The organism is Paraciimarium castrense LEGE 11436, assembly GCF_056633055.1.
Genome location: NZ_JBSJOW010000006.1, coordinates 161,740 through 185,375 on the forward strand (window position 1 = coordinate 161,740; position 23,636 = coordinate 185,375).

A 23,636-nucleotide genomic window follows, 5' to 3' on the forward strand; every position below is an offset into this window, starting at 1 on the left:
GTTGCACCGTCTGCCGTCACTTCTGTCCCCATGAGTTCTCTCTCCACGGCCACGTCGTCGGTGTTGGTCGCCCTTGGTGTGGTGCCGGGAGCCTGGTTGCGTTACAGGGTGGTCAACCACCTGGAGCCGGCGCTGCCCCGCAAGCACTGGGGCACCTTCGTGGTGAACGTGGTCGCCTGTTTTGCCCTCGGCCTGTTGGCGGCCATGCAGCTCGGCGGCGGGCCGGGGGCCCGCAGCACGATGTTGCTGCTTGGCACGGGCTTCTTCGGCGGCTTCAGCACCTTTTCTTCCTTCGTGGCTGAGCTCCACCAGGTGCTGCAGCGCCGCCATTGGGGCGAGGCCTGTGCCCTGGCCGGGGGCTCGCTGCTGGCAGGTCTGCTGGCCATGCAGGCTGGGCTGCTGATCGGAGCCCTGCGATGAGGGAGCCCCTGAAGCGGGAGTCCACGGAGCTGCTGCTCCTGGCGGTCGGTGCCGTGCCGGGTGGGCTGCTGCGCTGGCAGCTCGACCTGGCGGCGGCAGCGCAGGTGGGATCAGGGGCAGCCCTGCTGCAGGCCTCATTGTTGGCGAATCTGAGCGGTTGCCTGCTGATCGGCCTGCTGATCGTGCAGCCTTCCAGCCGCGCCAGGCTCTACCTCTGGGCCGGCGTGGGTTTCTGCGGAAGCCTCACCACGTTCTCGTCCTGGATGCTGTCCATCGCCCAGCAGTTTGCCCTGGGGCAGTGGCTCAGCCTGGCCGCGATCGTGGCCGGAAATCTGTTCGGGGGCCTGCTCCTGGTGGCCTGCGGAGCCTGGCTCGGCTCAGCACTGTTGAATCGCCACCGCCCCTGAGGCCCCACCCGGCCCTGAGGCCCCCAAGGGCCGGGTGGGGCATCGGCCAGCTCTCAGAGGGCGCTGGCGTAGTTCTGGCGCACATAGGCCCAGTCTTCGCAACGGAGTTCATTACCGTCGGTCTGGGCCCGCTCGCCCCGCAGGCAGGCCACTGTGGCCGTGTGGCCCTCGACCAGTCCACTGGCTCTGCCTTTGTCCTGCAGGGCCTTGGCTGCAGCGGCTGTGGGCGCTGCTGGGGTGCTGGGGGTCGGTGTGCTGCTGGAGGTCGGTGGCAGGGCCGGGGCAGTGGGTGGCTCCGGCTCAGGCTGTTTCTGCGTGCGACAGCCTCCAAGCAGCAGGATGGCGCAGGCTCCCAGCGCCAGGCTCGCAGGCCCCACCCCTTGTTGCCTCAACCTGAGGCGCCGACGAGCCAGGCCGCGCTTTGGCCGGGAATCTTGCTTGCCCATGGAGCTCTCCGGCGACTGCCTCTTATCCTCACCTGTCCAAGCAAAAGCCCCGCCAACGGCGGGGCTTGAACGGAGCTGGGGGGAGCAGCGATCCCTGGTTTGGGGACAGCGCAAAGCCAGAAGTTCAGCCCATGCTCCAGACGCCACCGGCAATGTTCCCCAGAGGGGAAACCATGGCGGTGGTCGCCAGGAACCAGGCGAAGGCGGCACCACCGCAACCACCCAGCCAGAAGCCGCTGGCGAACTCAGCCCAGCCGGCCTTGGTGAACAGGTCCGCAGGCGGATTGTCCACCGTGGCGTCTGCAGGCTGCACGTTAGGACCGGTGCCCGCGGTGCCATAGATGGAAAGGCAGACCGTGAGGATCGACACCAGGCCTATTGCCGCCAGAAGCCCACTGGTGCTGGCGTACTCGGTGAGCCGCAGGGGGCCGGTGAACGCGAAGGGTCCGTAGAGCAGGAAGCCATGGGCCATGCCCACCTCCAGGCCACGCCGGTTGGGCGAGAGGGAGGGGCGATAGGCCGGCAGGGCGTTCAGGAATGCCTTGCTGAAATAGCTGCTGTTGACGGGAGTGGCCAGATTGCCGACGCAGGGGTCGGCCACGGGGGTCACGGTCATGGGGATGGAAGTGAGGGTGATGAAAGGGGGCGTAGGCACTCCGAGGCCCGGAGCGCTCAGTCGCGGGCTTCAATCACGTTGAACAACAGCGCCATCGCCACGGCTGGGCCGAGGATCCCAACGAGGGGCACGAACACCGAGGGCATCCAGGCGGCAGCAAATTCTCCAGTCATGGCGCAGGCCAGTAGCAACCGCCGGTACTGTAAGGATCGTTTTCAGCACGGCCTTCTTGGCCCCTGCTGGGCGACATAAAAGTTCAATCCATGCCCCCCTCCAGCCTCGCTGCCCTGGGCGGTCTTCTGGCCCTGGTGCTCTGGTGGCTTGGTCGCCGCCCCCCCGCCCGCCTGTTGCGCTCCACCGATACCAGCGCCGTGGCGGCCCTGAACCGCAGCCAGTTGCACCAAGCCGTCGCTGTCGAGCCAGACGCTGGCTCCTCCCACTCCGCTGGCCCTGACGTGCGCTCCAGGCCACCGACCGCCGATGAGGCCGCCGCCACCTTCGTGGCCGCCACGCCCCTGGCCCGTCGCCCCGCCGGCGTGGCGCTCAGTGCCCGCGATCAACAGCAGCTGCTCTCGGCCCTGCGGAGCCAGTTCAAGGGGGACAACCCCAGTCGCCTGGTGGCCGTGAAGGTGGCCCGGCGCTGGGGACACCGCTGCACCCTGCCGCTGCTGCAGAGGGCCAGGCACGACCCTGACCCCCGCGTCGCGCTGGAGGCGGCCCAGGCGCTGCAGCGCTTCCGGGGCAGGCAGCCCGGGGTTCAGGCCGCCGCGCCCGCCGCGCCGCTGCCCCGCAATGTCTCCCGCACCCGGTAGATCGGCCGCCCCTGACTCTCGTGGTAGGTGCGCATCTGCAGTTCCGCCAGCAGCCCGAAACAGAACAACTGCACCCCGGCCACCACACTGATCAGGGCCACCAGCAACAGGGGCCGATCACCGATCTCTGCCCCCAGCAGCAGCTTTTCAGCCACCAGGGCCAGGGTGAGCAGGAGCCCCACGCCCATGGCGGCCAGCCCGGCTGAACCGAACACGTGCATCGGCCGGGTCAGAAAGCGCTTCATGAACCACACCGTGAGCAGGTCCATCAGCACCCGGAAGGTGCGGTCGATGCCGTACTTGCTCTGGCCATGGCGGCGGGCGTGGTGGTCCACCAGCACCTCGCTGATGCGGGCGCCCTCGATGAAGGCCAGGGCTGGCAGAAACCGATGCAGCTCGCCGTAGAGGTTGAGGTCGTCCACCACCTCGCGCCGGTAGGCCTTGAGGGAGCAGCCGTAGTCGTGCAGGCGCACTCCGGTGACCCGGGCGATCAGGCGATTGGCGATGCGGCTCGGCAACAGCCGCGACACGGCATGGTCCTGGCGCTGGTGGCGCCAGCCGCTCACCAGGTCGAAGCCCTCCCCCAGCCGCTCCAGCAGCAGGGGAATGTCGGCAGGGTCGTTCTGCAGGTCGCCATCGAGGGTCACGATCACCTGCCCGCAACTGGCATCGAAGCCAGCCGCCATGGCGGCGCTCTGGCCGTAGTTGCGCCGCAGCAGCACCACCACCAGCTCCGGCAGGCTGGTGCTCAGGCCGCGCAGCACCTCGGCGGTGCCGTCGCTGGAGCCGTCGTCCACCACCACCAGCTCGTGCTCCAGCCCAAGGGGGCGGATCGAGCGCAGCACCTGCTCCACCAGCAGCGGCACGTTCTGCTCCTCGTTGTAGAGGGGCACCACCACCGAGAGATCCATCACGGCCAGATCGCAGGCAAGGAACCTAGGCGGGCAGAGGACTGCCATCGTGGCAGCGCATCACCCGCCCGGCGCCCCGCAGTTCGGCGCGGTAGTGCCCGGCCACGGGGTGAGGATTGTTGGGGTTGAGGTCGTCGATGCCGATGCCGTTGCGGCCGTGCTCGCGTCCGGAGCTGTGCAGATAGCGGCCATTGCCCATGTGCAGGGCTACATGGGTGCAGCGCTGGGGGGGGCCGAAGAAGATCAGGTCGGCCGGCTCCAGCCGGTGGAACACGCCCGGGCGCACCGCCAGGGGCTGGCAGAAGCGCTCCTGCAGGTAGGCATCGCGCGGTAGCCAGATGCCCGCACTGGCGTAGGCCGCCTGCACCAGGCCGGAACAGTCGAAGTCGGGCCCGAGGCTGCCGCCCCAGAGATAGGTGTTGGACCGGTGGCTGGCGGCCATGGCGAAGGCCAGCACCGCCGCCAGCCGTTCCTCGATGGCGGCGCGAGCCAGCAGCAGCGGCCTGGCAGCGCCGCTGGCCCTCGCCTGCCCCAGCAGCGCATCGGCCTCGATCCAGCCCGGGTAGCCGTCTTCCAGCAGGCGCACCCGCAGGCGACCCTGCCGCAAGCCGCTGCAGATCTGCAGGCAGCGACCGCCGGCTGCCTGGGTGGCCAGCCCGGTGCCGCTGGGGCGGCTGTAGAGATTGAGGGGGCCATCCAGGCGCCAGAGGCTGCCTGGCAGGAGCAGTTCCGGCGCAGCCGCCGTGCCTTTCGGCAGAGGCGGGGCCTGGGGGGTTCCTAGGGTCGTCACAGCTCGTGCCGGCATTGATGGCGTTCTACAGCCAGGACCCGGCCATGGCGCAGACCCTGGCTGAGTTGATCCAGGCGCTGGAACTGGAGGGTCGCCCGGGTCTGGGCCAGCAGCTCTCGATCACCTGGCTGCGCTTTGCCACAACGCAGGCGGAGCGAGCCCTGGAGGCGGAGCTCGCCTGCTTCTGGGCCCTTCCCAGACGGGGGGCGAGCTGGGGGGGAGATCGCCAGCGCTATCCCGCCAGTGTGGTGAAGCTGGTGTTTCTGATCGCGATGGAGGCCTGGCTGCAGCAGGAGCTGCTTGAGGATGGGCCCGAGCTGAGACGGGCGCTGGCCGACATGATCCGCGATTCCAGCAATGACGCCACCGGCCTGGTGGTGGATCTGCTCAGTGGCACCACCAGTGGACCGGCGCTGCCTCCTGAACGCATGGAGGCCTGGACGCGGCAGCGCCAGCTGGTGAACGACTGGCTGGCGGGGCTGGGCTGGCCGGAGCTGCAGGGTTGCAACGCCTGCCAGAAAACCTGGGGCGACGGTCCCTACGGTCGGGAACGGGCCTTCTACGGCCCGGAGCTGGAGAACCGCAACAGCCTCAGCAGCGAGGCCGTGGCCCGGCTGCTGCTGGCCGTGATGGCCTCGGCCGTGGTCTCGCCACCGGCCTGTGCACGCATGCGACAGCTGCTGGAGCGCAGTCTGGAGGCGGCCACCCGCGCGGCCGACCCGGAGAACCAGGTGGACGGATTCCTTGGGGCCGGTCTGCCCGAGGCGGCCCGGCTGTGGAGCAAGGCGGGCTGGATGAGTCAGGCACGCCACGATGCCGCCTACGTGGAGGCCGAGGGCCATGACCCCTTTCTGCTTGTGGTGTTCAGCGAGGGGCGCGAGCGGGCCCTCGATGAACGGCTGCTGCCGGCGATCGCCAGCCACCTCTGCCGGGCCTGCAGGCACTGAGGGCCGAAGGCATCACAGGCCAGCTCAGTGCTGGGGACGTGGGCCGTTCAGCAATTCAACGGAGAGGGAGGGATTCGAACCCTCGACAGAAGTTGCCTCCTGTAACTCCTTAGCAGGGAGCCGCTTTCAACCGCTCAGCCACCTCTCCAGGGGCCCGCTGAGCTTATCAGCGTGACTTCCGCCAGTGGCTCAGGTGCTGCCGGGCTGGGCCTCGAGCCTCGGCAGGCGCAGCTTGAAGCCGCACAGGATTTCCCAGGGGATGGTGCCGCAGCGCTCGCTCCAGTCGGTGGGCTGAATCTGCTGGTCGCCATCGCTGCCCAGCAGGGTCACCACCGAGCCCGTCTCCAGATCGGGGCATTCGGTGGCATCCACCACGAGCTGATCCATCGTGATCGCCCCCACCTGCGCCAGGCGCTGACCCTCGAACAGCACCTCCATCTGGTTGGAGAGTTGCCGGGGCACCCCGTCGGCATAGCCGATGCCCACCACCGCCAGGCGGCTGGGGCGCGCGGTGTGGAAGCGGTGGCCGTAGCTCACCCCCACGCCCTCAGGCACCTCGCGCACCAGGGTGACCCTGGCGTGCAGGTGCAGGGCAGGCTGCAGGTCGAGCACCCGGCGCAGATGGGGGGCGGGGCTGTGGCCATACAGGGCCAGGCCCACCCGCACCATGTCGTAGTGGAGCGCAGGGCTACGCAGGGTGGCGGCCGAATTGGCCAGGTGGCGGATCCCCGGCTCGAGCCCCTGCTGCTTCAGGTTCGCCAGCACGTTGTCGAAGCGGCGTTTCTGCTCCGCCGTGGTGGGGTCCAGATCCCCGGCCGCGGCGGCTTCCGGCTCGGCGTCAGCGTTGGCGAAGTGGGAGTAGACCCCTGCCAGGTGCACGGCATCCAGCTCCTGGATGGCTCTCACCAGCCTCGGCCCCTCTTGCCAGTCCGCTCCCAGCCTGGTCATGCCCGTGTCGAGCTTCAGTTGCACGGCCATCGGGGCGCCGCCGCCGCTGGCCAGGTTCTGACAGAGCAGGGCCTCCCGCATGCCGCTGATCGTGGGCATCAGCTGCCAGCGCTGGCAGCTGCGCAGTTCCTCGGGATGGCTGAGCCCGCCCAGCACCAGCACCGGCGCCTGGATGCCGGCCTGGCGCAGCTGGATCCCCTCGCCGAGGGTGGCGACCCCGAAGCAGCTCGCTCCCCCCTCCAGGGCGGCCCGGGCCACCACCACGGCACCATGGCCATAGCCATCGGCCTTGACCACGGCCATCAGGGAGCAGTCGGGGCCGATGGCGCGCTTCAGCGCCCGGGCGTTGGCGGTGATCGCCCAGGCCTCCACGTCCACCCAGGCCCGTCGCCGCTCCAGACCGGCCTCCACCAGGGGCAGGCTGGGCAGCCAGCCTTGGTTCGTGGCCTGCGTCACGGATTCCTCAATCCAGCGCAATTAGCATGCCGCGTAATCCCGGCTCTGGCATGGGCCACGTCCTCGTCCTCAACGCCTCCTACGAACCCCTCAACATCACCACCTGGCGGCGCGCCATGGTGATGCTTCTCAAGGGCAAAGCTGAAGGCCTGGAACACGACCCAACACATCTGATCCGCGAGGATACTCTCCTCCCCACGGTGATCCGGCTGCGGCAGTTCGTGCGCGTGCCCTACCGGCAACTGCCGCTCACTCGGCGCAATCTGTTCCACCGGGACGGCCACTGTTGCCAGTACTGCGGCTATGGCGGAGACCAGCTCTCGGTGGATCACGTCGTTCCCCGCAGCCGCGGTGGGCTGGACAGCTGGGAGAACGTGACCACCGCCTGCCTGAGCTGCAATGTGCGCAAGGGCAACCGCACGCCGCGGGAGGCCGGCATGGCCCTGCGCCGCCAACCCCATCGCCCCGCCAGCGGCCTGGGCTATGAGGCCACCCGCCATCTGCGGGCCGGCCGCCACCACGAGTGGGCCAAATACCTGATCGGCGTGGAGTCCGGCGCTGAGCTGCTGGTCTGAGGGCGGCGGCCCCTCAGGCGCTCACCCGGGCGGCGAGGGCATCGAGGCGGCGGTTCTGGTCGGCGGTGATGCAGGCCCCGATCAGGTCCTGGAGCTGGCCGTTGAGAATCGGTTCGAGCGAGAAGTTGCGCCCCAGACGGTGGTCCGTGGTGCGGTTGTCCTTGTAGTTGTAGGTGCGGATCTTTTCGCTGCGGTCGCCGCTGCCCACCTGCGCCAGCCGGTCGGAGCGCTCCCTGGCGTTGGCCTCAGCGAGCTGGCGCTCGTAGAGCTTGGCCCTCAGGATCTCCATGGCCCGCTCCCGGTTCTGCAGCTGCGAGCGCTCCTGGGTGCAGAACACGCGAATGCCGGTGGGTCGGTGGATCAGGTCCACCGCCGTTTCCACCTTGTTGACGTTCTGGCCGCCGGCCCCGCCGGAGCGGGCGGTGCTGATCTCCACGTCGCCAGGCTCGATCTGCACCTCCACCGGATCGGCCTCCGGCATCACGGCCACCGTGGCCGTGGAGGTGTGCACCCTCCCCTGGGACTCCGTGGCCGGCACCCGCTGCACCCGGTGCACGCCCGCCTCGAATTTCAGCTGGCTGAACACGCCCTCGCCCCGGATCGCCAGGATCAGCTCCTTGTAGCCCCCCAGCTCCGCCTCCGAAGCCGACACCGCATCCACCCGCCAGCCCAGGCTCTGGGCGTAGCGCTCGTACATGCGGGCCAGGTCGCCGGCCCAGATGGCGGCCTCGTCGCCGCCGGCACCGGCCCTCACCTCCAGCATCACGCTGCGCTCGTCGCGGGGATCCCGCGGCAGCAGAGCCACGGTGAGGGTCTGTTCCAGGGCGGCGATGGCCCTCGCCAGCTGCTGCAGCTCCTCGCTGGCCAGCTGCTCCATGGCGGTGTCGCCACGGTGCTCGCGCAGCAGCTGGCGAGCCTCGAGTTCTTCCTGCTTCAGCTTCTCGAGCCGCTCGTGATCCCGCACCAGCGGTTCCAGGTGGGAGCGCTCGCGAGCGATCGCCTGAAGTTGGACGGGGTTCGAAGCCACCGCCGGATCCGCCAGTTGCCGCTCCAGGGTCTCAAAGGTGGCCCTGGCGGCCCTGAGGCGGTCATCGAGTAAGGAGGGGTCCATGGGCCAGCGGTTCCGGAGCTGTCAGTGGGGCCGCTCCGGGCTGGGGTGGACCTGCGCGGAGCAGGGCTCCGTCGGGCTCAGGCTTCGGTGGTGTCGGCTTCGGGCTTCGCCTCTGGCTCGGCCTTGATCCCCGCACTGCTGTCGAGGCTGGCCATGCCGTACTTGCGCATGAAGCGGTCCACCCGGCCCTCGGTGTCGAGGATCTTCTGGGTTCCGGTGTAGAAGGGGTGGTTGCCGCTCCACACGTCCACATGGAGCTCGGGAGAGGTGGAGCCGGTGGTCATCACCACCTCTCCATTGCAGATCACCTTGGCATCGGGGTACCAGGTGGGGTGAATGTCGGCCTTGGGCATGGCTGGAAATGTCTGAAGAAGATCGAAGCTCGGTGCTTCGCGATGGAAGATCAGCGCTTCGAGAACTGGGGCGCCTTACGGGCTTTCTTGAGGCCGTACTTGCGGCGTTCCTTGGCCCGGGGGTCGCGGCTGAGGTGACCCTCCGTCTTGAGCGGTTTGCGGTTATCCGGGGACAGCTCGCACAGCGCCCGGGCAGCGCCCTGCTTGATGGCATCGGCCTGGCCGGTGAGGCCACCGCCGCGCACGTTCACCAGCAGGTCGTAGTCGGTGGCGAGCCCCAGGGTGTTGAGGGGGGCTTTGACCGCCGCCAGGTAGACGGGGTTGTAGTTCAGGTAGTTGTCGCCGGGACGGCCGTTGATCGTGACGCTGCCGCTGCCGGGAACAACACGGACACGGGCCACGGCGGTCTTGCGGCGACCGGTGCCCCAATAGACGACGTTGGAGGTGCTCATTGGGCGGCGGCGGCAGGATCGAGGGCGAGGGGCTGGGGCTTCTGGGCGGTGTGGGGATGCTCGGTGCCCTTGTACACCTTCAGCTTGCGGAACAGCTGACGGCCGAGGGCGTTGTGGGGAAGCATGCCCTTGATCGCCTTTTCCACGATGCGCTCGGGAAGGCGGGCCTGGAGGTGGGCGAAGGTTTCGGTCTTCATGCCACCGGGGCGCCCCGAGTGGCGGCGATAGAGCTTCTGGCTGGCCTTGTTGCCGCTCACGCGCACCTTGTCGGCGTTGATGATGATGACGAAGTCACCGGCATCGAGGTGAGGGGTGTAGCAGGGCTTGTTCTTGCCGCGCAGCACGGAGGCCACTTCGCTGGCCAGGCGACCGAGGGTCTGATTCTCAGCATCGACCACAAACCACTGGCGGTCGAGGGAATCAACGGAGGGCAGGGGAGTCTTGTTCATATCGCCTGGTCAGGCACCGGCAGGCCGTAGAGGGCTGGGCAGGTGGTCGGGGTGGCAGGTGGAAACCAAGCCGTTCAAACGACCATACCGCTTGGCCGCGGCGGGCCCTGCGGATCGACGGATAGGCCAGCTGTAACCCCCGGTGAATCGGTGGTGTCGAGCTGATACCGCGGTTGGCAATCATACCAGGCAGCTCTGGGGAACACGGGCTCGGGGTAGCCCACCCGCAGCAGGCACAGTCCGTGGGGTGGGGCGGCCTCCTTCACCGCCTGGCGCTGTTGCTGCCGCCAGCGCTGCTCGAAGGCCGCCGGGCTCAGCCGCCCCTCCCCCACCGCCACCAGCTGCCCCAGCACGAGCCGCACCATGCCGTAGAGGAAGCCGCTGGCCTGCAGCTCCACCCGCAGCAGATCCCCCTGGCGCTCCAGGGCCACCGCCTGGATGGTGGTGCGCGCGTTCAGGCGCCGGCTGCCGGCCTTCTGGAAGGCGCGGAAGTCGTGGTCGCCGAGCAGGCCCTGCAGCGCCGCGTCCATCCGCCGCTCATCGAGCCGGCACTGGTAGCGATGCCAGCTCCAGGGGGCCAGGAAGAGGTTGGGGGCCCGGCCGTTGAAGAGGGTGTAGCGGTAACGGCGGTAGGTGGCCGAGTAGCAGGCATGCCAGTCGGCGGGCACCGTTGACGCGCCCCTGACGCGGATCGTGGCGGGCAGCCGTCCGTTCAGGGCCCGGGCCCAGCGCTCAGCCGGGATCGGCCCGTGGCTGTCGAAATGCACCACCTGGGCGGCGGCGTGCACGCCGGAGTCGGTGCGGCCTGCGGCCCAGGTGCGGGGCCCCGAGCAAGGGTTGGCTGCTGCTGCCGGGAGTGGATCCAGACCCGCGATGGCCCTGTCCAGCGTCTCCTGCACGCTGACTGCATTGTGCTGGCGCTGCCAGCCGTGGAACGCCCCCCCGTCGTACTGCAGGCAGAGGGCGATGCGCTGCCCTGCTGCAGCGTTCAGGGCCGAGCCGCTGTGGGCGTTGGGAAGGCGGTCCATACGAAAAGCCGCAGTGGGGTCACCACCGCGGCCGGGAGAGTGGGCGCCGACGGCGTCGGCTGGACTGCTGGGGGCTCAGACCAACTCGATGATCGCCATTTCGGCATTGTCGCCGCGGCGGGGAACGGTGCGGAAGATCCGGGTGTAGCCGCCATTGCGGTCGCCGTAGCGCTCCTGGGCCTTCTCGAACAGGGCGTGGACGAGCTGCTTGTCGTAGATGTAGCCCATGGCCCGGCGGCGGGCGGCCAGGGTTCCGGCCTTGGCCAGGGTGATCATGCGCTCGGTCTCATCGCGCAGCGCCTTGGCGCGGGCCTTGGTGGTGGTGACCCGCCCTTCGCGGATCAGCTGGGTGGCGAGTCCGCGCAGCATTGCTTTGCGTTGATCGGCGGGGCGTCCCAACATGGGGACTCGGCATTGGTGACGCATCGTTCGTGGGCTCGTGGAAAGGGTCGGGCGCTGCCGTTCAGGCGCTGGTACGGCTCTGGGGCAGGGTGATGCCGATGCGCTCCAGCGCTTCGATCACCTCATCGGCAGACTTGGAGCCGAAGTTCTTGATCTCCAGCAGGTCTTCATAGCTGAAGCCCATCAGGTCGGACACGGAGTTGACCTGGGCACGCTTGAGGCAGTTGTAGGCCCGCACGGAGAGGTTGAGCTCTTCGAGCGGAATCTGGGCTTCGGCGGAAGGCTCGGGTTCATGACCCGGCTCCTCGACCACGCTCAGGGTGGCCAGGGGCTGGAACAGGGCGATCAGCTGGTTGGCCGCCTGGGCCATGGCGTCGTCCGGGGTGACGCTGCCGTTGGTCTCGATCTCGAGCCGCAGCCGCTCGCGGGCCGAGCCGCCCTCGCCCACGGCCGTCTCATCGACGGTGTAGTTGACGCGGTTGACCGGCTTGAACACGGCATCGATCTGCAGCAGATCGATGGCGCTGGTGTCCTCGTTATGGCGATCCACCGGGCGGTAGCCGACCCCCCGTTCCACGTGCACCTCCATCTCGAGGCTGAAGCCTTCGGCCACGGTGGCGATCAGGCGGTCGGGATCGATCACCTGCACCTGGGAGGAGAACTGCAGATCAGCGGCTGTCACGGTGCTGGGGCCGTTCACCACCAGGCGACCGATTTCCAGGTCACGGCTGCGGCTGCTCACCGCCACCTGCTTGCAGTTGAGCAGCATGTCGAGCACGTCCTCGCGCACGCCGGGCACGGTGGCGTATTCGTGGTTGACGCCGGAGATGCGCACGGCTGTGATGGCACTCCCCTCCAGGCCGCCGATCAGCACCCGCCTCAGGGCGTTGCCCAGGGTGGTGGCCTGCCCGCGGTCCAGGGGGCCGATCAGGAAGACACCGGTCTGAGCCCGGTCGTCGGAGACCTGATGCTCGATCCGGTCGATTTGGTAGTGCAGCACGGTCTGAACAGTCGGAAGGTTGGGCGGAAGCTCCCCAGGGAGGGGACGGGGCGACGAATCAGACGCGGCGGCGCTTGGCACGCCGGCAGCCGTTGTGGGGCAGGGGGGTCACGTCGCGAATCAGGGTGATCTCCAGGCCTGCCACCTGCAGGGCGCGGATGGCGGTCTCGCGGCCGGAGCCAGGACCGCGCACCAGCACCTCGATCTGGCGCATGCCCTGCTCCAGGGCGCGGCGCGCGGCCGCTTCGGCTGCGGTCTGGGCGGCGAAGGGAGTGCCTTTACGAGCCCCCTTGAAGCCGCTGGCACCGGCAGAACTCCAGGAGATCACCTCACCGGCGGTGTCGGAGATCGACACGATGGTGTTGTTGAAGGTGCTCTGGATATGGGCAACGCCATTGGGCACGTTGCGCTTGGCCTTCTTGGGGCCCGTTTTCTTGGCTGGCTTTGCCATGGTGGAGAGGCCTGCTGCAGCAGGAGGTGATCGGGGAACGGGGGCAGACCCTGGTGACGCCTGAGCGGTGAAGGCCACCCGGCGGAATGCGGGGGAGGCCACGAGCCGCTCGGAAGACGGCTCGGGACGGTGCTCGGCGGCAGGGCCTGGGTGCTCGGACGGCAGAACCTGAACCAGGCCTGCCGGCCTGGCTTACTTCTTCTTGCCTGCCACGGTCTTGCGGGCACCGCGGCGGGTGCGGGCATTGGTGCGGGTGCGCTGGCCGCGCACCGGCAGACCCATGCGGTGGCGACGCCCCCGCAGGCAGCCGATGTCCTGCAGACGCTTGAGGGCCATGCCCTCCTGCCGGCGCAGGTCGCCTTCAAGGGTGAAGGTCTCGGCGGCGCCGCGCAGTTTCTGCACATCGGCGTCGCTGAGATCCTTGACCCGGATGTCCGGGCTCACGCCGGTCTTGGCGAGGATCTTCTGGGCACGGGTGAGCCCGATGCCATACACATAGGTGAGAGCGATCTCAACCCGCTTGTCGCGAGGGATATCGACGCCGGCAATCCGAGCCACGTAGGAAACGATTCAAGGGTCAGAGGTACCCGCCTGGGGCAGGTGCCCCCGGGCAGGCCCAGGGGAGGCCCGCTGCTGAGGCGGGCGTGATGCAGTGGCCCCGGCTGAGGCCATGCCTGGGCTGGATCAGCCCTGGCGCTGCTTGTGCTTGGGATTGGTGCAGATCACCATCACCCGGCCGTGGCGACGGATCACCCGGCACTTGTCGCACATCTTCTTGACTGAGGCACGCACCTTCATGGGCGTTGTGCTCTCCGATTTTGCAAACCGCCACCGTATCACAGCGGTCAACCACCAGCAGCTGATCCTCCAGGCAGAGCTCAGTCCAGCAGGGCGGTGATCCTGGCGGCGATGGCCTCAACGCTGCCGCTGGCATCGACGCCCTGGAGCAGGCCCTTTTCTTGGTAGTAACGGATCAGGGGAGCCGTCTGCTCGCGGTAGACCTCGAGGCGATGGCGGATCACCTCCTCGTTGTCATCGGCGCGCCCGCGGCTGAGCAGGCGCTGCAGCAGCACGCCGTCCTCAAGCTCCAGCAGCACCACGAGCTCGATCTGCTGGCCGAGCTCCGTAAGCAGGGTTTCCAGGGCTTCAGCCTGGGCCAGGTTGCGGGGAAAGCCGTCCAGGAGCCAGCCGGAGCCCCCCTCCTCCGCCTGGCGTTCCAGACGGCTGCGCACGATCGCCAGCACGAGGGCATCGCTCACCAGTTCGCCGCGGGCCATCACCGCCTCGGCCTGCTGGCCGAGGGCCGTGGCGGCCGTCACCTCCCCCCGCAGCAGGTCTCCGGTGGAGAGGTGGAGCAGCTGCCGCCCGCTGGCCAGCTGCTCGGCCTGGGTGCCCTTGCCGGCGCCGGGCGGGCCGAGGAACAGGAGTCGTTGCTTCATGGCAGGTCGGTGGGGAGGAAGGTCTGGAAGTCGGGGGGCTGGGGTAGGTCCTACTGACGCACCATCCCTTCGTAGCGCTGGGAGATCACGTAGGTCTGCACCTGCTTGGCGGTGTCGATCGCCACGCCCACCAGGATCAGCAGGGAGGTGGCGCCCAGCCCCTGGAAGGTGCGCACCTGGGTGGCGCCCTCAACGGCCGAGGGAATGATCGCCACGGCCCCGAGGAACAGGGCCCCCAGCAGGGTGAGCCGGTTCTGCACACCGCCGAGGTAGGTGGCGGTGGCCGAGCCTGGCCGCACCCCCGGCACGGCCACGCCGCCGCGCTTCAGATTGCTGGCGATGTCCACCGGGTTGACGGTGAGCGAGGCATAGAAGAAGGAGAAGCCCACGATCAGCCCGAAGAACACCAGGGCGTAGAGCCACGGTGTGCTGCTGTTGGGATTGAGCGAGCTGGCCAGCTGGATCAGCCAGGGGCTGCGGGTGAGGTTGGCAATCGTGAGAGGAAGGAACACCACGGCGGAGGCGAAGATGATCGGCATCACGCCGCCTGCATTCAGCTTCAGGGGCAGGTAGCTCTGGCGCGCCGCCAGCAGGTTGGTGCCCCCCACCTGGCGCTTGGCGCTCACGATCGGGATGCGCCTGTTGCCCTCCTGAACGAAGATGATGCCCACGATCGTGAGCAGGAACACCACCACCAGCACCACAATGCCGCCCACGGTGCTGCGGTCGCCGCTCTGGGCCAGCTCGATGGTGGAGCCCAGGGCCCGCGGCAGGGTGGCCACGATGTTCACGAAGATCACCAGGGAGGCTCCCTGGCCGATGCCCCGCTCGGTGATCACCTCGCTGATCCACATCACGATCATCGAACCGGTCACCAGGGCCAGGGCTGTCTGGATCACGAACACCGGCTCCGAGAGCCCTTCGGTGGCGTACTGGCGCAGGATCAGGGCAAACACCGTGCTCTGGAGAATGCCCCAGCCCAGGGCCACGTAACGGGTGATCTGGGCAATCTTGCGGCGCCCGGCCTCCCCCTCGTTCTTCTGCAGGTCTTCAAGCTGGGGCAAGGCTGCCGTGAGCAGCTGAATGATGATCGAGGCGTTGATGAAGGGCAGGATGCCCAGGGCGAAGATGCCCAGGGTGGAGAGCCCCCCGCCGGTGAAGATGTCGAGGAAGCCGATCAGCTGGCCGCCCTGGGCCAGAAACTCCTGAAAGGCCACCCGGTCGATGCCGGGCACGGGGATGTAGATCCCCAGCCGCACCAGCAGCAGCAGCCCCAGGGTGGTGAGCACCCTGTCGCGCAGGCCTTTGGACTGGATCAGCTGGGTGAGGATCTCACCGGCGCTGGGGTTGCGTCCCCGACTGAGAAGCATGGTGGTTGGCTGGAAAAGGGGGCAGGGCGGCCTGGGCAAGCCAGGGGTCAGAGGGTCATCATCAAAAAGCCGTCCACCGCATTCCGGTGGACGGCTCAGACCCTAGGGCGGAGGCTTGTGCGACCCGTGGGGCCGCCGCCGGGCAGGGCGCTCAGATGATCTCGCAACTGCCACCGGCGGCCTCGATCTTGGCCCGGGCGCTGGCGGTGAAGGCGGAGGCCTGCACCGTGAGCTTCACGCCAAGATCACCATTGCCGAGCACCTTCAGCGGGTGCTTGGGGCTGGTGACGATGCCGGCCTTGACCAGGGTGTCGAGGTTCACCGTGCTGCCGGCGGCGCAGTCGGCCAGCCGGGCCACGTTGAGCACCGTGAATTCCTTGCGGTTGATCAGTTCAAAGTGCTTGAGCTTGGGCACCCGCCGGTAGAGGGGCATCTGGCCGCCCTCGAAGCCGGGACGGGTGGGCCGGCCCGAGCGGGATTTCTGGCCCCTCATACCGAAGCCGCAGCTGGCGCCCTGACCCGCGGCGATGCCCCGACCCTTGCGGAGCTTGCGGCGCCGGGCGCCGGGGTTGGCTTTGAGGGATTGGAGAGTGATGCTCATCGGAAGGGCCTCAGGAGTAGATCTGCTCAAGGGAGATGCCCCGCTCCTTGGCGGTCTCCTTGTGGGTGCGGAGGCCCGAGAGGGCTTCCATGGCGGCGCGGGCGTTGTTGAGCGGCGTCTTGGAGCCGAGGCGCTTGGCCAGCACGTTCTTGATGCCGGCCAGCTCCAGCACGGTGCGAATTGAACCACCCGCAATCACCCCGGTGCCTGGAGCGGCGGGCCGGATCAGCACGCTGGCGGCGCCATCGCGGCCATTGCTGAGGGTGGGAATCGAGTTGGAACGGGTGAGGGGCACCTTCACCAGGTGCTTCTTGCCATCGGCTACGCCCTTGCGCACGGCGCCGATCACGTCGCCGGCCTTGCCGACGCCCACGCCCACCTGGCCCTTTTCGTTGCCCACCACGACGATGGCCCGGAAGCTCATCTTCTTGCCGCCTTTGACGGTCTTGGAGACGCGGCGGATCTGCACCACCCGCTCCTGCCATTCGGAATCACGCTCCTGGCCGCGACGGTTGTCGCGCCCCCGGCCACCGCCGCGGCGGTCACCGCGGCCATCGCCCCGGCCACCGCCGCCGCGGCGCTCCTGCTGACCCTCGGCGGCCGCGGGAACTCCGGCTGCTGCGGGCACGGCACCGGTGGATTGAACTTGTTCGTTGGTTTCGGTCATGGTGAAAGTCGGGATCAGAACTGAAGGCCCGCTTCCCGGGCGGCGTCAGCCAGGGCCTTGACCCGGCCGTGGTAAAGGTTGCCGCCGCGATCGAAGACCACCTGGGAAATGCCCTTGGCCAGGGCGCGCTTGGCCACGAGCTGGCCCACCGCTACCGAGGCATCGCAGGTGGCGGCGGTGGTGACGCTGGGGCGCAGCTCCTTGTCCACCGTGGAGGCCGAGCAGAGGGTGCTCTGGGCCCCGTCGTCGATGACCTGGGCGTAGATGTGGTTGTTGGAGCGGAACACAGCCAGGCGCGGACGCTCGGCGGTGCCGTTGAGCTGGCGACGCAGACGGCGATGACGCTTCTGGGTCTGTTGTTTGCGGGAGAGGGATGACATGGCAATACAGAGTAACGACGCTCAGGCAGACCTCATTTCTTACCGGTCTTACCGGCCTTGCGCAGGATGCGCTCGCCCGCGTACTTGATGCCCTTGCCCTTGTAGGGCTCGGGAGGACGGATGGCGCGGACCTTGGCGGCTTCGTTGCCCACCAGTTCCTTGTTGGCACCAGACACCACCACGGTGGTGGTGCCCTCGACCGCAAAGGAGACCCCGTCGGGGGGCACCATCTCAACCTGGTGGCTGTAGCCGGCGGAGACCACCAGCTTTTTGCCCTGGAGGGCGGCGCGGTAGCCCACGCCGACGATCTCGAGCTTGCGGCTGAAGCCCTGGCTCACCCCTTCCACCATGTTGGCCACCAGGGTGCGGCAGAGGCCGTGGCGCTCGCGGCAGAGGCGGCTCACTCCGGTGGGGCTCACCATGATGAGGCCGCCGTCCTGGCTGATCGACACCCCCTCGGGCAGGGTGCGGTTGAGTTCCCCCTTGGGGCCCTTCACGGTCACGTCGAGCCCCTTGAGGGTGACGGTGACCTTGTCGGGCACGGGGATGGGCGCTTTACCAATACGTGACATGAGTCGATCTCCCTGATCAGTAGACGTAGCAGAGCACTTCGCCACCCACGCCCTGCTTGCGGGCGTCACGGTCGCTCATCACTCCCTTGGAGGTGGAGATGATGGCCACACCGAGGCCGCCCAGCACCTTGGGCAGCTGACGATTGTTCTTGTAGATGCGAAGGCCAGGCTTGCTGACCCGCTGGACGGAGCGGATGGTCGGTTGGCGGTGCTTACCGCTGTACTTGAGTTCGACCACGATGTGGCGCAACACCCCTTCGCCTTCCTCGCTGATGGCAGCGATGAAGCCTTCCTGCTGCAGCACATTGGCAATGCTGCGGAGCAGGCGGGAGGCCGGGATCTTGGTGGTCTCGTGACGCTTCTCACTCGCATTGCGGATGCGGGTGAGCATGTCGGAAATGGGGTCGTGATTGGCCATGGGTCAGGTCCGAAGAGGGCTCAGTTGCTGCGGAACGGCATTCCCATCTCGCGGAGGAGGGCCCGGCCCTCTTCGTCGTTACGGGCGCTGGTCACGATCGTCACGTCCATGCCACGGATCGCATCGATCTTCTCGAACGAGATTTCAGGGAAAATGATCTGCTCACGAATTCCCAGGGTGTAGTTGCCACGGCCGTCGAAGCTCTTCGGGCTCACACCGCGGAAGTCGCGGATGCGGGGCAAGGCCAGATTGATCAGGCGCTCCAGGAAGGCATACATGCGCTCTCCCCTCAGGGTGACGGCGACGCCGATGGGCATGCCCTGGCGGATCTTGAAGCCGGCAATCGCCTTCTTGGCCCGGGTCACCACCACTTTCTGACCGGTGATGGTGGCCAGTTCCGTGATCGAGGCCTCGAGGGCCTTGGCGTTCTGGGCGGCTTCACCCAGGCCCCGGTTGAGGGTGACCTTCACCACCTTCGGGACTTCGTGGACGTTGGAGAGATTCAGATCCTTGAGGAGTTTGGGTTGAATCGTCTCCCGGTAGCGCTGTTTGAGGGACATGGCGGGGGAAGAGGTTGCGCTTCTGGGCTGGGTCAGAAGGCGGAGGGAACACGGGAGCAGGGCTGGCGGGTCAGTCGAGAAGCTCGCCTGTTTTCTTGAGGCGGCGCTTTTTGGTGCCGTCTTTGTCCACCACGATCTCGACGCGGCTGGCCACGTTCTTACTGGTGGAATACAGCATCACGTTGGAGGCATGCAGCGAGGCTTCCTCCGTGACGATGCGCCCGGTCTCGCCCTCCTGGGTGGGCTTGACATGGCGGGTGCGCAGGTTGATTCCCTGAACCACCACGCGGTTGTCGTAGGGCAGGGTGCGCAGAACCTCTCCGGTTTTGCCCTTGTCCTTGCCGCTGATCACCTGCACGGTATCGCCCTTCTTGAGACGCATTTTGATGCGCTCGGCGGGCTTGGATTTTGGCGTTGCGGTGGCCATGGTCAGATCACCTCCGGAGCGAGGGACACAATCTTGGTGAAATTGCGTTCACGCAGTTCCCGGGCCACCGGGCCGAACACCCGTGTGCCCTTCGGGTTGTTCTCGTTGCCGAGGATCACGGCGGCGTTGTCATCGAAGCGGATGGCATTGCCGGTGTCGCGGCGCAGGGTGGCCCTGGTGCGCACCACCACGGCCTTCACCACATCCGATTTCTTCACACCCATGTTGGGCATGGCGTCCTTGACGGCGGCCACAATCACGTCGCCGACGTGGGCGTAGCGACGGTTGGTGCCCAGCACGCGAATGCACTGAATGCGCTTGGCGCCGCTGTTGTCAGCGACATTGAGAAACGTCTCTTGTTGAATCATGGCTCGTTTCTCCTCAGGAGGCGGCGGAGGTGTTGAACACCTCGGCCACGGTCCAGCGCTTGGTGCGGCTGAGCGGGCGGGTCTCGGTGATCCGCACCCTGTCGCCGACTTTGCAGCTGTTTTCTTCGTCGTGGACTTTGTAGCGTTTGGTGCGGCTCACCGTCTTCTGATAGATGGGGTGGGGGAAGCGGTTTTCCACCGCCACCACCACCGTCTTGTCCATCTTGTCGCTGACGACGGTGCCGACCCTTTCCTTGAGTGCCATGGGGATCACGGGGGGTATCAGGAGGCTGAATCAGCTGGGGCAGTGGAGCCCTTGCGCTCGTTCTGCACCGTGAGCAGGTGAGCCAGCTTGATGCGGGCTGCCTTGAAGCGGTGCGGTTGTTCCAGGCGGCGGGTGGCCTGCTGGAAGCGCAGGTCGAACAGCTCGCGCCGGGTGGCGTTGACCTGTTCGATGAGGTCGCCGTCGCTGAGCTTGCGCACGTCGGCGATAACGGGAAGGGCCATGGTCAGGACTCCACGGAATGGGCGGGTTCGGCCACCACCGGAGCAGCCGCTGCGGGGGGGGCATCGGCCGCGGCCTCTTGGTCGGCCAGGGCGAGGAACTTGGTCTTCAGGGGCAGCTTGTACTGCGCCAGGCGCATCGCCTCCCGGGCAATGTCCGGGGTGATCTCAGCACCGCCCATCTCAAAGAGAATGCGGCCGGGCTTGATCACGGCCACCCAGAATTCCGGGTTGCCCTTACCGGATCCCATGCGGGTTTCCGCAGGGCGCATGGTGACGGGCTTGTCCGGGAAGATGCGGATCCAGATCTGGCCGCCCCGCTTGACGTAGCGGGTCATGGCCCGGCGGCTGGCTTCAATCTGGCGGGATGTGATCCAGCCGCACTCCTGGGCCTGCAGGGCGAAATCCCCGAAGGCGATGGTGTTGCCGCGCGTGGCGACGCCGCGCATGCGGCCTCGCTGTTGCTTACGGAATTTGACGCGTTTTGGACTCAGCATGGTTCAGGCCTCCTGATCACTCCTGGTTCGAGCGGTCTTCGAACTGTTGCGGCTGCCGACTGGTGCGGCGGCGGGGAGCGGCGCCAACGGGCAGTTGCTCCTTCTGCCCAGGCAACACTTCACCTTTGAAGACCCACACCTTGATGCCCAGCACCCCGTAGGTGGTGCTGGCCAGCTTGGTGGCGTAGTCGATGTCGGCCCGCAGGGTGTGCAGGGGGACCCTGCCTTCCCGGGTCCACTCGGTGCGGGCGATTTCGGCACCGTTGAGGCGGCCGCTCACCTGGATCTTGAGGCCGAGCACTCCGGCCCGTTGGGCCCGCTGCACAGCCATCCGGATCACGCGGCGGAAGGCCACGCGCTTCTCGAGCTGCTGGGCGATGTACTCGGCCAGCAGGAAGGCGTCGGCGTCCACGCGCTCCACTTCCACCACGTTGATGCGGACCTTGCGGCTCGCATCACCGACGGTTTTCTGGATGCCGGTGCGCAGATCCTCAATGCCGCTGCCCTGGCGGCCCACCAGCACGCCGGGGCGGGCCGTTTTCAGCTCCACTTCCAGTTGGTCGGCCTTGCGGGCGATCAACACATCGGAGATGCCGGCAGAGCCGTACTTCTTGTGGATGAACTTGCGGATCCGGTCGTCCTCCTGGAGGAGGGTGGGGTAGGTCTTGCTTGGGGCGTACCAGCGGGAGCGGTGATCCTGGGTGATCCCCAGGCGCAGGCCGGTTGGATGGATTTTGTGTCCCATCGGGTCGGTGTCCTCGGGGGTCAGGCGGAAGGGGCCACAGCGATGCTGATGTGGCAGGTCTGTTTCTTGATCGCGAAGGCGCGACCCTGGGCACGGGGGCGGAACCGCTTCAGGGAAGGACCCATGTCAGCGGTGGCCCCGATCACCACGAGCGTGGCCGGATCGAGGCCGAGGTTGTGCTCGGCATTGGCCACGGCGCTGCGGAGCACCTTGGTGATCGGGCCCGTGGAGCGAAAGGGCATGAACTCGAGCATGATCAGGGCCTCGCGGTAGCTCTGGCCACGGATCTGATCGAGCACCCGCCGCACCTTGCTCACGGAGCCACGGATGTAGCGGCCGTGGGCGAGGGCCTGGTTGGGCGCTGCCTGGTTGGGAGCAGTGTTAGCCATGGATCAACGGCCTCCTTTTTTGTCCTTGATGTGGCCGCGGAAGGTGCGGGTGGGGGCGAATTCCCCAAGTTTGTGCCCCACCATCTGCTCGGTCACGTAAACCGGCACATGGGATTTGCCGTTGTGCACGGCAATCGTGTGACCGATCATCATCGGCAGGATCGTGGAGGCCCGTGACCAGGTTTTGATCACGGTCTTGTCATTGGCAGCGTTCTGCTTCTCAACCTTGCTGAGCAGGCTGTCGGCAACAAACGGACCTTTTTTGAGTGAACGTCCCATAGCGGTTCAGGAGGCGGGCAAAGCGGTGTGGGTCATCAGGAATCGCGTCCGCCACGGCTCCGCTTGGAGGTGCGGCGACGTTTCCGCAGCACAAACCGGTTGCTGGGCTTGTTCCGCTTGCGGGTCTTGTAGCCGAGGGCCGGCTTGCCCCAGGGGGTGACAGGGCCGGAGCGACCGATCGGCGCCCGGCCTTCGCCACCACCGTGGGGGTGGTCGCAGGGGTTCATGACGGAACCCCGCACTTCCGGACGGCGACCCAGCCAGCGCTTGCGGCCGGCCTTGCCCAGGCTGGTGTTGCGCACCTCGGAGTTGCCCACGTCACCGAGGGTGGCGTAGCACTCGCGGCGCACCAGGCGCACCTCGGTGGAGGGCAGCTTGAGGGCGACGTAGTCACCTTCCTTGGCCATCACCTGGGCGCTGGCGCCGGCGGTGCGCACCATCTGGCCACCGCGACCGGCGTAGAGCTCCACGTTGTGGACGCTGGAGCCGAGCGGGATGGACGAGAGCGGCAGGGCATTGCCGGTTTCGATCGGGGCATCGGGGCCCGACACCACCTGCTGGCCGATTTCGATCCCAGCCGGGGCCAGGATGTAGCGCTTCTCGCCATCGGCGTAGAAGAGCAGGGCCAGCCGGGCGTTGCGGTGCGGGTCGTAGTGGATGGCCGCCACCTTGGCGGTCACACCGTGCTTGTCCCGGCGGAAGTCCACCAGCCGGTAGAGGCGCTTGTGGCCACCGCCGCGGTGGCGGCAGGTGATCACACCGCGGTTGTTGCGGCCCTTGCGGCGGTGTTTGGCCACCACCAGGCCCCGTTCCCGGCCGCGGCCGGTGACTTCGGTGAAGTCGCTGGCCACGCGGGTGCGGGTGCCGGGGGTGATGGGGCGGTAGTTACGGATTGCCATGTGATTTCAGACCCCTCAGGACTCAGGGAACAGCTGGATGGCGTTGCCCTCGGCCAGGCGCACCACCGCTTTCTTGACCTGGGCACGCTTGCCAGCGAAGCGGCCGACGCGGCGGGAGCGGCGTGGCGGATTCATGGTGCTGACGCCCAGCACCTTCACATCGAACAGGGCTTCCACCGCTGCTTTGATGTCAGGCTTGGCGGCCCGGTGGTCCACCTCGAAGGTGTACTGATTGAACTCGAGGGCGCGGGTGGCCTTCTCGGTGATCAGGGGCCGGCGGATCACATCCGCGAGCCGACCTGCAAAACGTTCAGTCATCGCCGTAGACCTCCTGAATCTTCGCGAGTGCTTCCTCACTCAGCACCAGCGTGCTGGCGTGGAGCAGGTCGAACACGTTGAGCTGATCCGCGGCGATCAGCTTCACCGTCTTGAGGTTGCGTACGGACTTGCGCACGGCTTCAGACGGGTTGTCGAGGATCACCAGCACCTTGGTGTCCGCCTCGATGCCGAGCCGCCCCAGCGCCGCGGTGATCTCCTTGGTGCGGGGGGTGTCGAGGTCGGTGCCGAAGCCCTTGACCACCGTGATGTCGGCCACGCGGCTCATCAGCGCGGTGCGCAGGGCCAGGCGCCGCTCCTTGCGGTTCATCGCCAGGTTGTAGCTGCGGGGCTTGGGTCCGAAGATCACGCCACCGCCGGGCCGCAGCGGGGTGCGGATCGAGCCCTGGCGGGCCCGGCCCGTGCCCTTCTGCTTGTAGGGCTTGCGGCCACCACCGGCCACCTCGGCGCGGGTCAGGGTGCTGGCCGTACCCTGACGGGCGTGGGCCAGTTGCCGAACCACGGCGCGGTGCACCAGGTCGGTGGCGGAACTCTTCTTGGCGACCTTGAGGTCGAGGGCAGCCTTGCCGGCTTCCCTGCCCTGCCAGTCGCGAATCACACAATCAGCCATG

Annotated in this window: 40 protein-coding genes and 1 tRNA gene; 5 read left to right on the forward strand and 36 right to left on the reverse strand. The window is 67.6% G+C overall.

The annotated features are described in order from the left end of the window. Positions 1–30 precede the first annotated feature (30 nt). Both ACWJIO_RS10575 and ACWJIO_RS10580 read left to right on the forward strand, forming a co-directional pair. Complete coding sequence (locus ACWJIO_RS10575) at positions 31–420, forward strand: fluoride efflux transporter FluC (protein WP_480313307.1); 390 nt, start codon at positions 31–33, stop codon at positions 418–420. After that, the gene (locus ACWJIO_RS10580; RefSeq protein ID WP_480313308.1) at positions 417–827 is read left to right on the forward strand and encodes a fluoride efflux transporter FluC; all 411 of its coding nucleotides are present in this window, start codon (positions 417–419) and stop codon (positions 825–827) included. The genes ACWJIO_RS10575 and ACWJIO_RS10580 overlap by 4 nt, the downstream gene beginning before the upstream one ends. Positions 828–880: 53 nt before the next feature. Here ACWJIO_RS10580 and ACWJIO_RS10585 read toward each other — a convergent pair whose 3' ends face one another. The 3 genes from ACWJIO_RS10585 to ACWJIO_RS10595 form a co-directional block, all read right to left on the reverse strand. After that, positions 881–1,204: a hypothetical protein gene (locus ACWJIO_RS10585; RefSeq protein WP_480313309.1), complete on the reverse strand. Its 324-nt coding sequence runs from the start codon at positions 1,202–1,204 to the stop codon at positions 881–883. 193 nt (positions 1,205–1,397) lie between these two features. After that, positions 1,398–1,889, reverse strand: a complete 492-nt coding sequence (locus ACWJIO_RS10590; RefSeq protein ID WP_480313389.1) for a photosystem I reaction center subunit XI — start codon at positions 1,887–1,889, stop codon at positions 1,398–1,400. 56 nt (positions 1,890–1,945) lie between these two features. Then, the gene (locus ACWJIO_RS10595; RefSeq protein ID WP_006910603.1) at positions 1,946–2,062 is read right to left on the reverse strand and encodes a photosystem I reaction center subunit VIII; all 117 of its coding nucleotides are present in this window, start codon (positions 2,060–2,062) and stop codon (positions 1,946–1,948) included. Positions 2,063–2,152: 90 nt separating this feature from the next. Between ACWJIO_RS10595 and ACWJIO_RS10600 the strand changes: the two genes are divergently transcribed. Next, the gene (locus ACWJIO_RS10600; protein ID WP_480313310.1) at positions 2,153–2,701 is read left to right on the forward strand and encodes a hypothetical protein; all 549 of its coding nucleotides are present in this window, start codon (positions 2,153–2,155) and stop codon (positions 2,699–2,701) included. Here the strand turns inward: ACWJIO_RS10600 and ACWJIO_RS10605 are convergent. Both ACWJIO_RS10605 and ACWJIO_RS10610 read right to left on the reverse strand, forming a co-directional pair. After that, positions 2,647–3,612 (reverse strand): glycosyltransferase family 2 protein, encoded by a 966-nt coding sequence (locus ACWJIO_RS10605; RefSeq protein ID WP_480313311.1) that lies wholly within the window; start codon positions 3,610–3,612, stop codon positions 2,647–2,649. The genes ACWJIO_RS10600 and ACWJIO_RS10605 overlap by 55 nt on opposite strands. Positions 3,613–3,637: 25 nt before the next feature. After that, positions 3,638–4,402, reverse strand: a complete 765-nt coding sequence (locus tag ACWJIO_RS10610; RefSeq protein WP_480313312.1) for a C40 family peptidase — start codon at positions 4,400–4,402, stop codon at positions 3,638–3,640. Between the two features lie 17 nt (positions 4,403–4,419). Here ACWJIO_RS10610 and ACWJIO_RS10615 point away from each other — a divergent pair, with 17 nt between their 5' ends. Then, positions 4,420–5,349, forward strand: a complete 930-nt coding sequence (locus tag ACWJIO_RS10615; protein ID WP_480313313.1) for a serine hydrolase — start codon at positions 4,420–4,422, stop codon at positions 5,347–5,349. Positions 5,350–5,408: 59 nt separating this feature from the next. Here ACWJIO_RS10615 and ACWJIO_RS10620 read toward each other — a convergent pair. Both ACWJIO_RS10620 and alr read right to left on the reverse strand, forming a co-directional pair. Continuing rightward, positions 5,409–5,497, reverse strand: a tRNA-Ser gene (locus ACWJIO_RS10620). A 41-nt stretch (positions 5,498–5,538) separates the two neighbouring features. Continuing rightward, positions 5,539–6,726, reverse strand: a complete 1,188-nt coding sequence (gene alr, locus ACWJIO_RS10625; protein ID WP_480313390.1) for an alanine racemase — start codon at positions 6,724–6,726, stop codon at positions 5,539–5,541. Positions 6,727–6,803: 77 nt separating this feature from the next. Here alr and ACWJIO_RS10630 point away from each other — a divergent pair, with 77 nt between their 5' ends. Next, the gene (locus ACWJIO_RS10630; protein ID WP_186697307.1) at positions 6,804–7,328 is read left to right on the forward strand and encodes an HNH endonuclease; all 525 of its coding nucleotides are present in this window, start codon (positions 6,804–6,806) and stop codon (positions 7,326–7,328) included. 13 nt (positions 7,329–7,341) lie between these two features. Here ACWJIO_RS10630 and prfA read toward each other — a convergent pair whose 3' ends face one another. The 29 genes from prfA to rplD form a co-directional block, all read right to left on the reverse strand. Then, positions 7,342–8,439 carry a peptide chain release factor 1 gene (gene prfA, locus ACWJIO_RS10635; RefSeq protein ID WP_480313314.1) on the reverse strand — a complete coding sequence of 366 codons (1,098 nt, stop codon included), beginning with the start codon at positions 8,437–8,439 and terminating at the stop codon, positions 7,342–7,344. A 77-nt stretch (positions 8,440–8,516) separates the two neighbouring features. Beyond that, on the reverse strand, positions 8,517–8,792 hold the full coding sequence (gene rpmE, locus ACWJIO_RS10640; protein WP_480313315.1) for a 50S ribosomal protein L31: 276 nt from the start codon (positions 8,790–8,792) through the stop codon (positions 8,517–8,519). A 50-nt stretch (positions 8,793–8,842) separates the two neighbouring features. Beyond that, entirely contained in the window at positions 8,843–9,244 is a 402-nt protein-coding gene (rpsI, locus tag ACWJIO_RS10645; protein ID WP_186697304.1) for a 30S ribosomal protein S9, read from the reverse strand. Beyond that, positions 9,241–9,693, reverse strand: coding sequence for a 50S ribosomal protein L13 (gene rplM, locus ACWJIO_RS10650; protein WP_480313316.1), 453 nt, complete (start codon positions 9,691–9,693; stop codon positions 9,241–9,243). Before rplM ends, rpsI begins: the two co-directional genes overlap by 4 nt. A 74-nt stretch (positions 9,694–9,767) precedes the next feature. After that, a complete protein-coding gene (truA, locus tag ACWJIO_RS10655) occupies positions 9,768–10,721 on the reverse strand; it encodes a tRNA pseudouridine(38-40) synthase TruA (protein WP_480313317.1) in 954 nt (317 codons plus the stop codon). Positions 10,722–10,796: 75 nt separating this feature from the next. After that, positions 10,797–11,147: a 50S ribosomal protein L17 gene (gene rplQ / locus ACWJIO_RS10660; RefSeq protein WP_186697301.1), complete on the reverse strand. Its 351-nt coding sequence runs from the start codon at positions 11,145–11,147 to the stop codon at positions 10,797–10,799. A 37-nt stretch (positions 11,148–11,184) separates the two neighbouring features. Beyond that, the gene (locus ACWJIO_RS10665) at positions 11,185–12,123 is read right to left on the reverse strand and encodes a DNA-directed RNA polymerase subunit alpha (RefSeq protein ID WP_480313318.1); all 939 of its coding nucleotides are present in this window, start codon (positions 12,121–12,123) and stop codon (positions 11,185–11,187) included. 58 nt (positions 12,124–12,181) lie between these two features. Continuing rightward, positions 12,182–12,574: a 30S ribosomal protein S11 gene (gene rpsK / locus ACWJIO_RS10670; RefSeq protein ID WP_186697299.1), complete on the reverse strand. Its 393-nt coding sequence runs from the start codon at positions 12,572–12,574 to the stop codon at positions 12,182–12,184. A 192-nt stretch (positions 12,575–12,766) separates the two neighbouring features. Continuing rightward, on the reverse strand, positions 12,767–13,132 hold the full coding sequence (gene rpsM, locus ACWJIO_RS10675; RefSeq protein WP_186697298.1) for a 30S ribosomal protein S13: 366 nt from the start codon (positions 13,130–13,132) through the stop codon (positions 12,767–12,769). 126 nt (positions 13,133–13,258) lie between these two features. Beyond that, positions 13,259–13,372 (reverse strand): 50S ribosomal protein L36, encoded by a 114-nt coding sequence (rpmJ, locus tag ACWJIO_RS10680; RefSeq protein ID WP_006173336.1) that lies wholly within the window; start codon positions 13,370–13,372, stop codon positions 13,259–13,261. Positions 13,373–13,452: 80 nt separating this feature from the next. Continuing rightward, a complete protein-coding gene (locus ACWJIO_RS10685; RefSeq protein WP_480313319.1) occupies positions 13,453–14,013 on the reverse strand; it encodes an adenylate kinase in 561 nt (186 codons plus the stop codon). 50 nt (positions 14,014–14,063) lie between these two features. Beyond that, positions 14,064–15,383: a preprotein translocase subunit SecY gene (gene secY, locus ACWJIO_RS10690; protein WP_186697296.1), complete on the reverse strand. Its 1,320-nt coding sequence runs from the start codon at positions 15,381–15,383 to the stop codon at positions 14,064–14,066. 151 nt (positions 15,384–15,534) lie between these two features. Continuing rightward, complete coding sequence (gene rplO / locus ACWJIO_RS10695; protein WP_480313320.1) at positions 15,535–15,984, reverse strand: 50S ribosomal protein L15; 450 nt, start codon at positions 15,982–15,984, stop codon at positions 15,535–15,537. A gap of 10 nt (positions 15,985–15,994) precedes the next feature. Next, entirely contained in the window at positions 15,995–16,651 is a 657-nt protein-coding gene (gene rpsE, locus ACWJIO_RS10700; RefSeq protein ID WP_480313321.1) for a 30S ribosomal protein S5, read from the reverse strand. A 14-nt stretch (positions 16,652–16,665) separates the two neighbouring features. Then, positions 16,666–17,031, reverse strand: coding sequence for a 50S ribosomal protein L18 (rplR, locus tag ACWJIO_RS10705; protein ID WP_480313322.1), 366 nt, complete (start codon positions 17,029–17,031; stop codon positions 16,666–16,668). Between the two features lie 32 nt (positions 17,032–17,063). Continuing rightward, positions 17,064–17,603: a 50S ribosomal protein L6 gene (gene rplF / locus ACWJIO_RS10710; RefSeq protein ID WP_480313323.1), complete on the reverse strand. Its 540-nt coding sequence runs from the start codon at positions 17,601–17,603 to the stop codon at positions 17,064–17,066. Between the two features lie 16 nt (positions 17,604–17,619). Beyond that, the gene (gene rpsH / locus ACWJIO_RS10715) at positions 17,620–18,021 is read right to left on the reverse strand and encodes a 30S ribosomal protein S8 (protein WP_480313324.1); all 402 of its coding nucleotides are present in this window, start codon (positions 18,019–18,021) and stop codon (positions 17,620–17,622) included. Between the two features lie 20 nt (positions 18,022–18,041). Then, on the reverse strand, positions 18,042–18,581 hold the full coding sequence (gene rplE / locus ACWJIO_RS10720; protein WP_480313325.1) for a 50S ribosomal protein L5: 540 nt from the start codon (positions 18,579–18,581) through the stop codon (positions 18,042–18,044). 70 nt (positions 18,582–18,651) lie between these two features. Beyond that, positions 18,652–19,008, reverse strand: a complete 357-nt coding sequence (rplX, locus tag ACWJIO_RS10725) for a 50S ribosomal protein L24 (protein WP_480313326.1) — start codon at positions 19,006–19,008, stop codon at positions 18,652–18,654. 2 nt (positions 19,009–19,010) lie between these two features. Next, the gene (rplN, locus tag ACWJIO_RS10730; RefSeq protein ID WP_087068059.1) at positions 19,011–19,376 is read right to left on the reverse strand and encodes a 50S ribosomal protein L14; all 366 of its coding nucleotides are present in this window, start codon (positions 19,374–19,376) and stop codon (positions 19,011–19,013) included. A gap of 13 nt (positions 19,377–19,389) precedes the next feature. Next, a complete protein-coding gene (rpsQ, locus tag ACWJIO_RS10735) occupies positions 19,390–19,641 on the reverse strand; it encodes a 30S ribosomal protein S17 (protein ID WP_480313327.1) in 252 nt (83 codons plus the stop codon). A 17-nt stretch (positions 19,642–19,658) separates the two neighbouring features. After that, a complete protein-coding gene (gene rpmC, locus ACWJIO_RS10740; protein WP_480313328.1) occupies positions 19,659–19,883 on the reverse strand; it encodes a 50S ribosomal protein L29 in 225 nt (74 codons plus the stop codon). Positions 19,884–19,885: 2 nt separating this feature from the next. Then, positions 19,886–20,377, reverse strand: a complete 492-nt coding sequence (gene rplP, locus ACWJIO_RS10745) for a 50S ribosomal protein L16 (RefSeq protein WP_480313329.1) — start codon at positions 20,375–20,377, stop codon at positions 19,886–19,888. 16 nt (positions 20,378–20,393) lie between these two features. Further along, entirely contained in the window at positions 20,394–21,122 is a 729-nt protein-coding gene (rpsC, locus tag ACWJIO_RS10750) for a 30S ribosomal protein S3 (protein WP_186697285.1), read from the reverse strand. A gap of 20 nt (positions 21,123–21,142) precedes the next feature. After that, a complete protein-coding gene (gene rplV, locus ACWJIO_RS10755; protein WP_480313330.1) occupies positions 21,143–21,511 on the reverse strand; it encodes a 50S ribosomal protein L22 in 369 nt (122 codons plus the stop codon). A gap of 3 nt (positions 21,512–21,514) precedes the next feature. Beyond that, on the reverse strand, positions 21,515–21,790 hold the full coding sequence (rpsS, locus tag ACWJIO_RS10760) for a 30S ribosomal protein S19 (protein WP_186697283.1): 276 nt from the start codon (positions 21,788–21,790) through the stop codon (positions 21,515–21,517). A 35-nt stretch (positions 21,791–21,825) separates the two neighbouring features. Next, entirely contained in the window at positions 21,826–22,689 is an 864-nt protein-coding gene (gene rplB / locus ACWJIO_RS10765) for a 50S ribosomal protein L2 (protein WP_480313331.1), read from the reverse strand. Positions 22,690–22,704: 15 nt separating this feature from the next. Beyond that, a complete protein-coding gene (locus ACWJIO_RS10770) occupies positions 22,705–23,007 on the reverse strand; it encodes a 50S ribosomal protein L23 (protein WP_186697281.1) in 303 nt (100 codons plus the stop codon). Further along, the gene (gene rplD / locus ACWJIO_RS10775; protein WP_480313332.1) at positions 23,000–23,635 is read right to left on the reverse strand and encodes a 50S ribosomal protein L4; all 636 of its coding nucleotides are present in this window, start codon (positions 23,633–23,635) and stop codon (positions 23,000–23,002) included. Before rplD ends, ACWJIO_RS10770 begins: the two co-directional genes overlap by 8 nt. Between the last annotated feature and the right edge of the window lies 1 nt (position 23,636).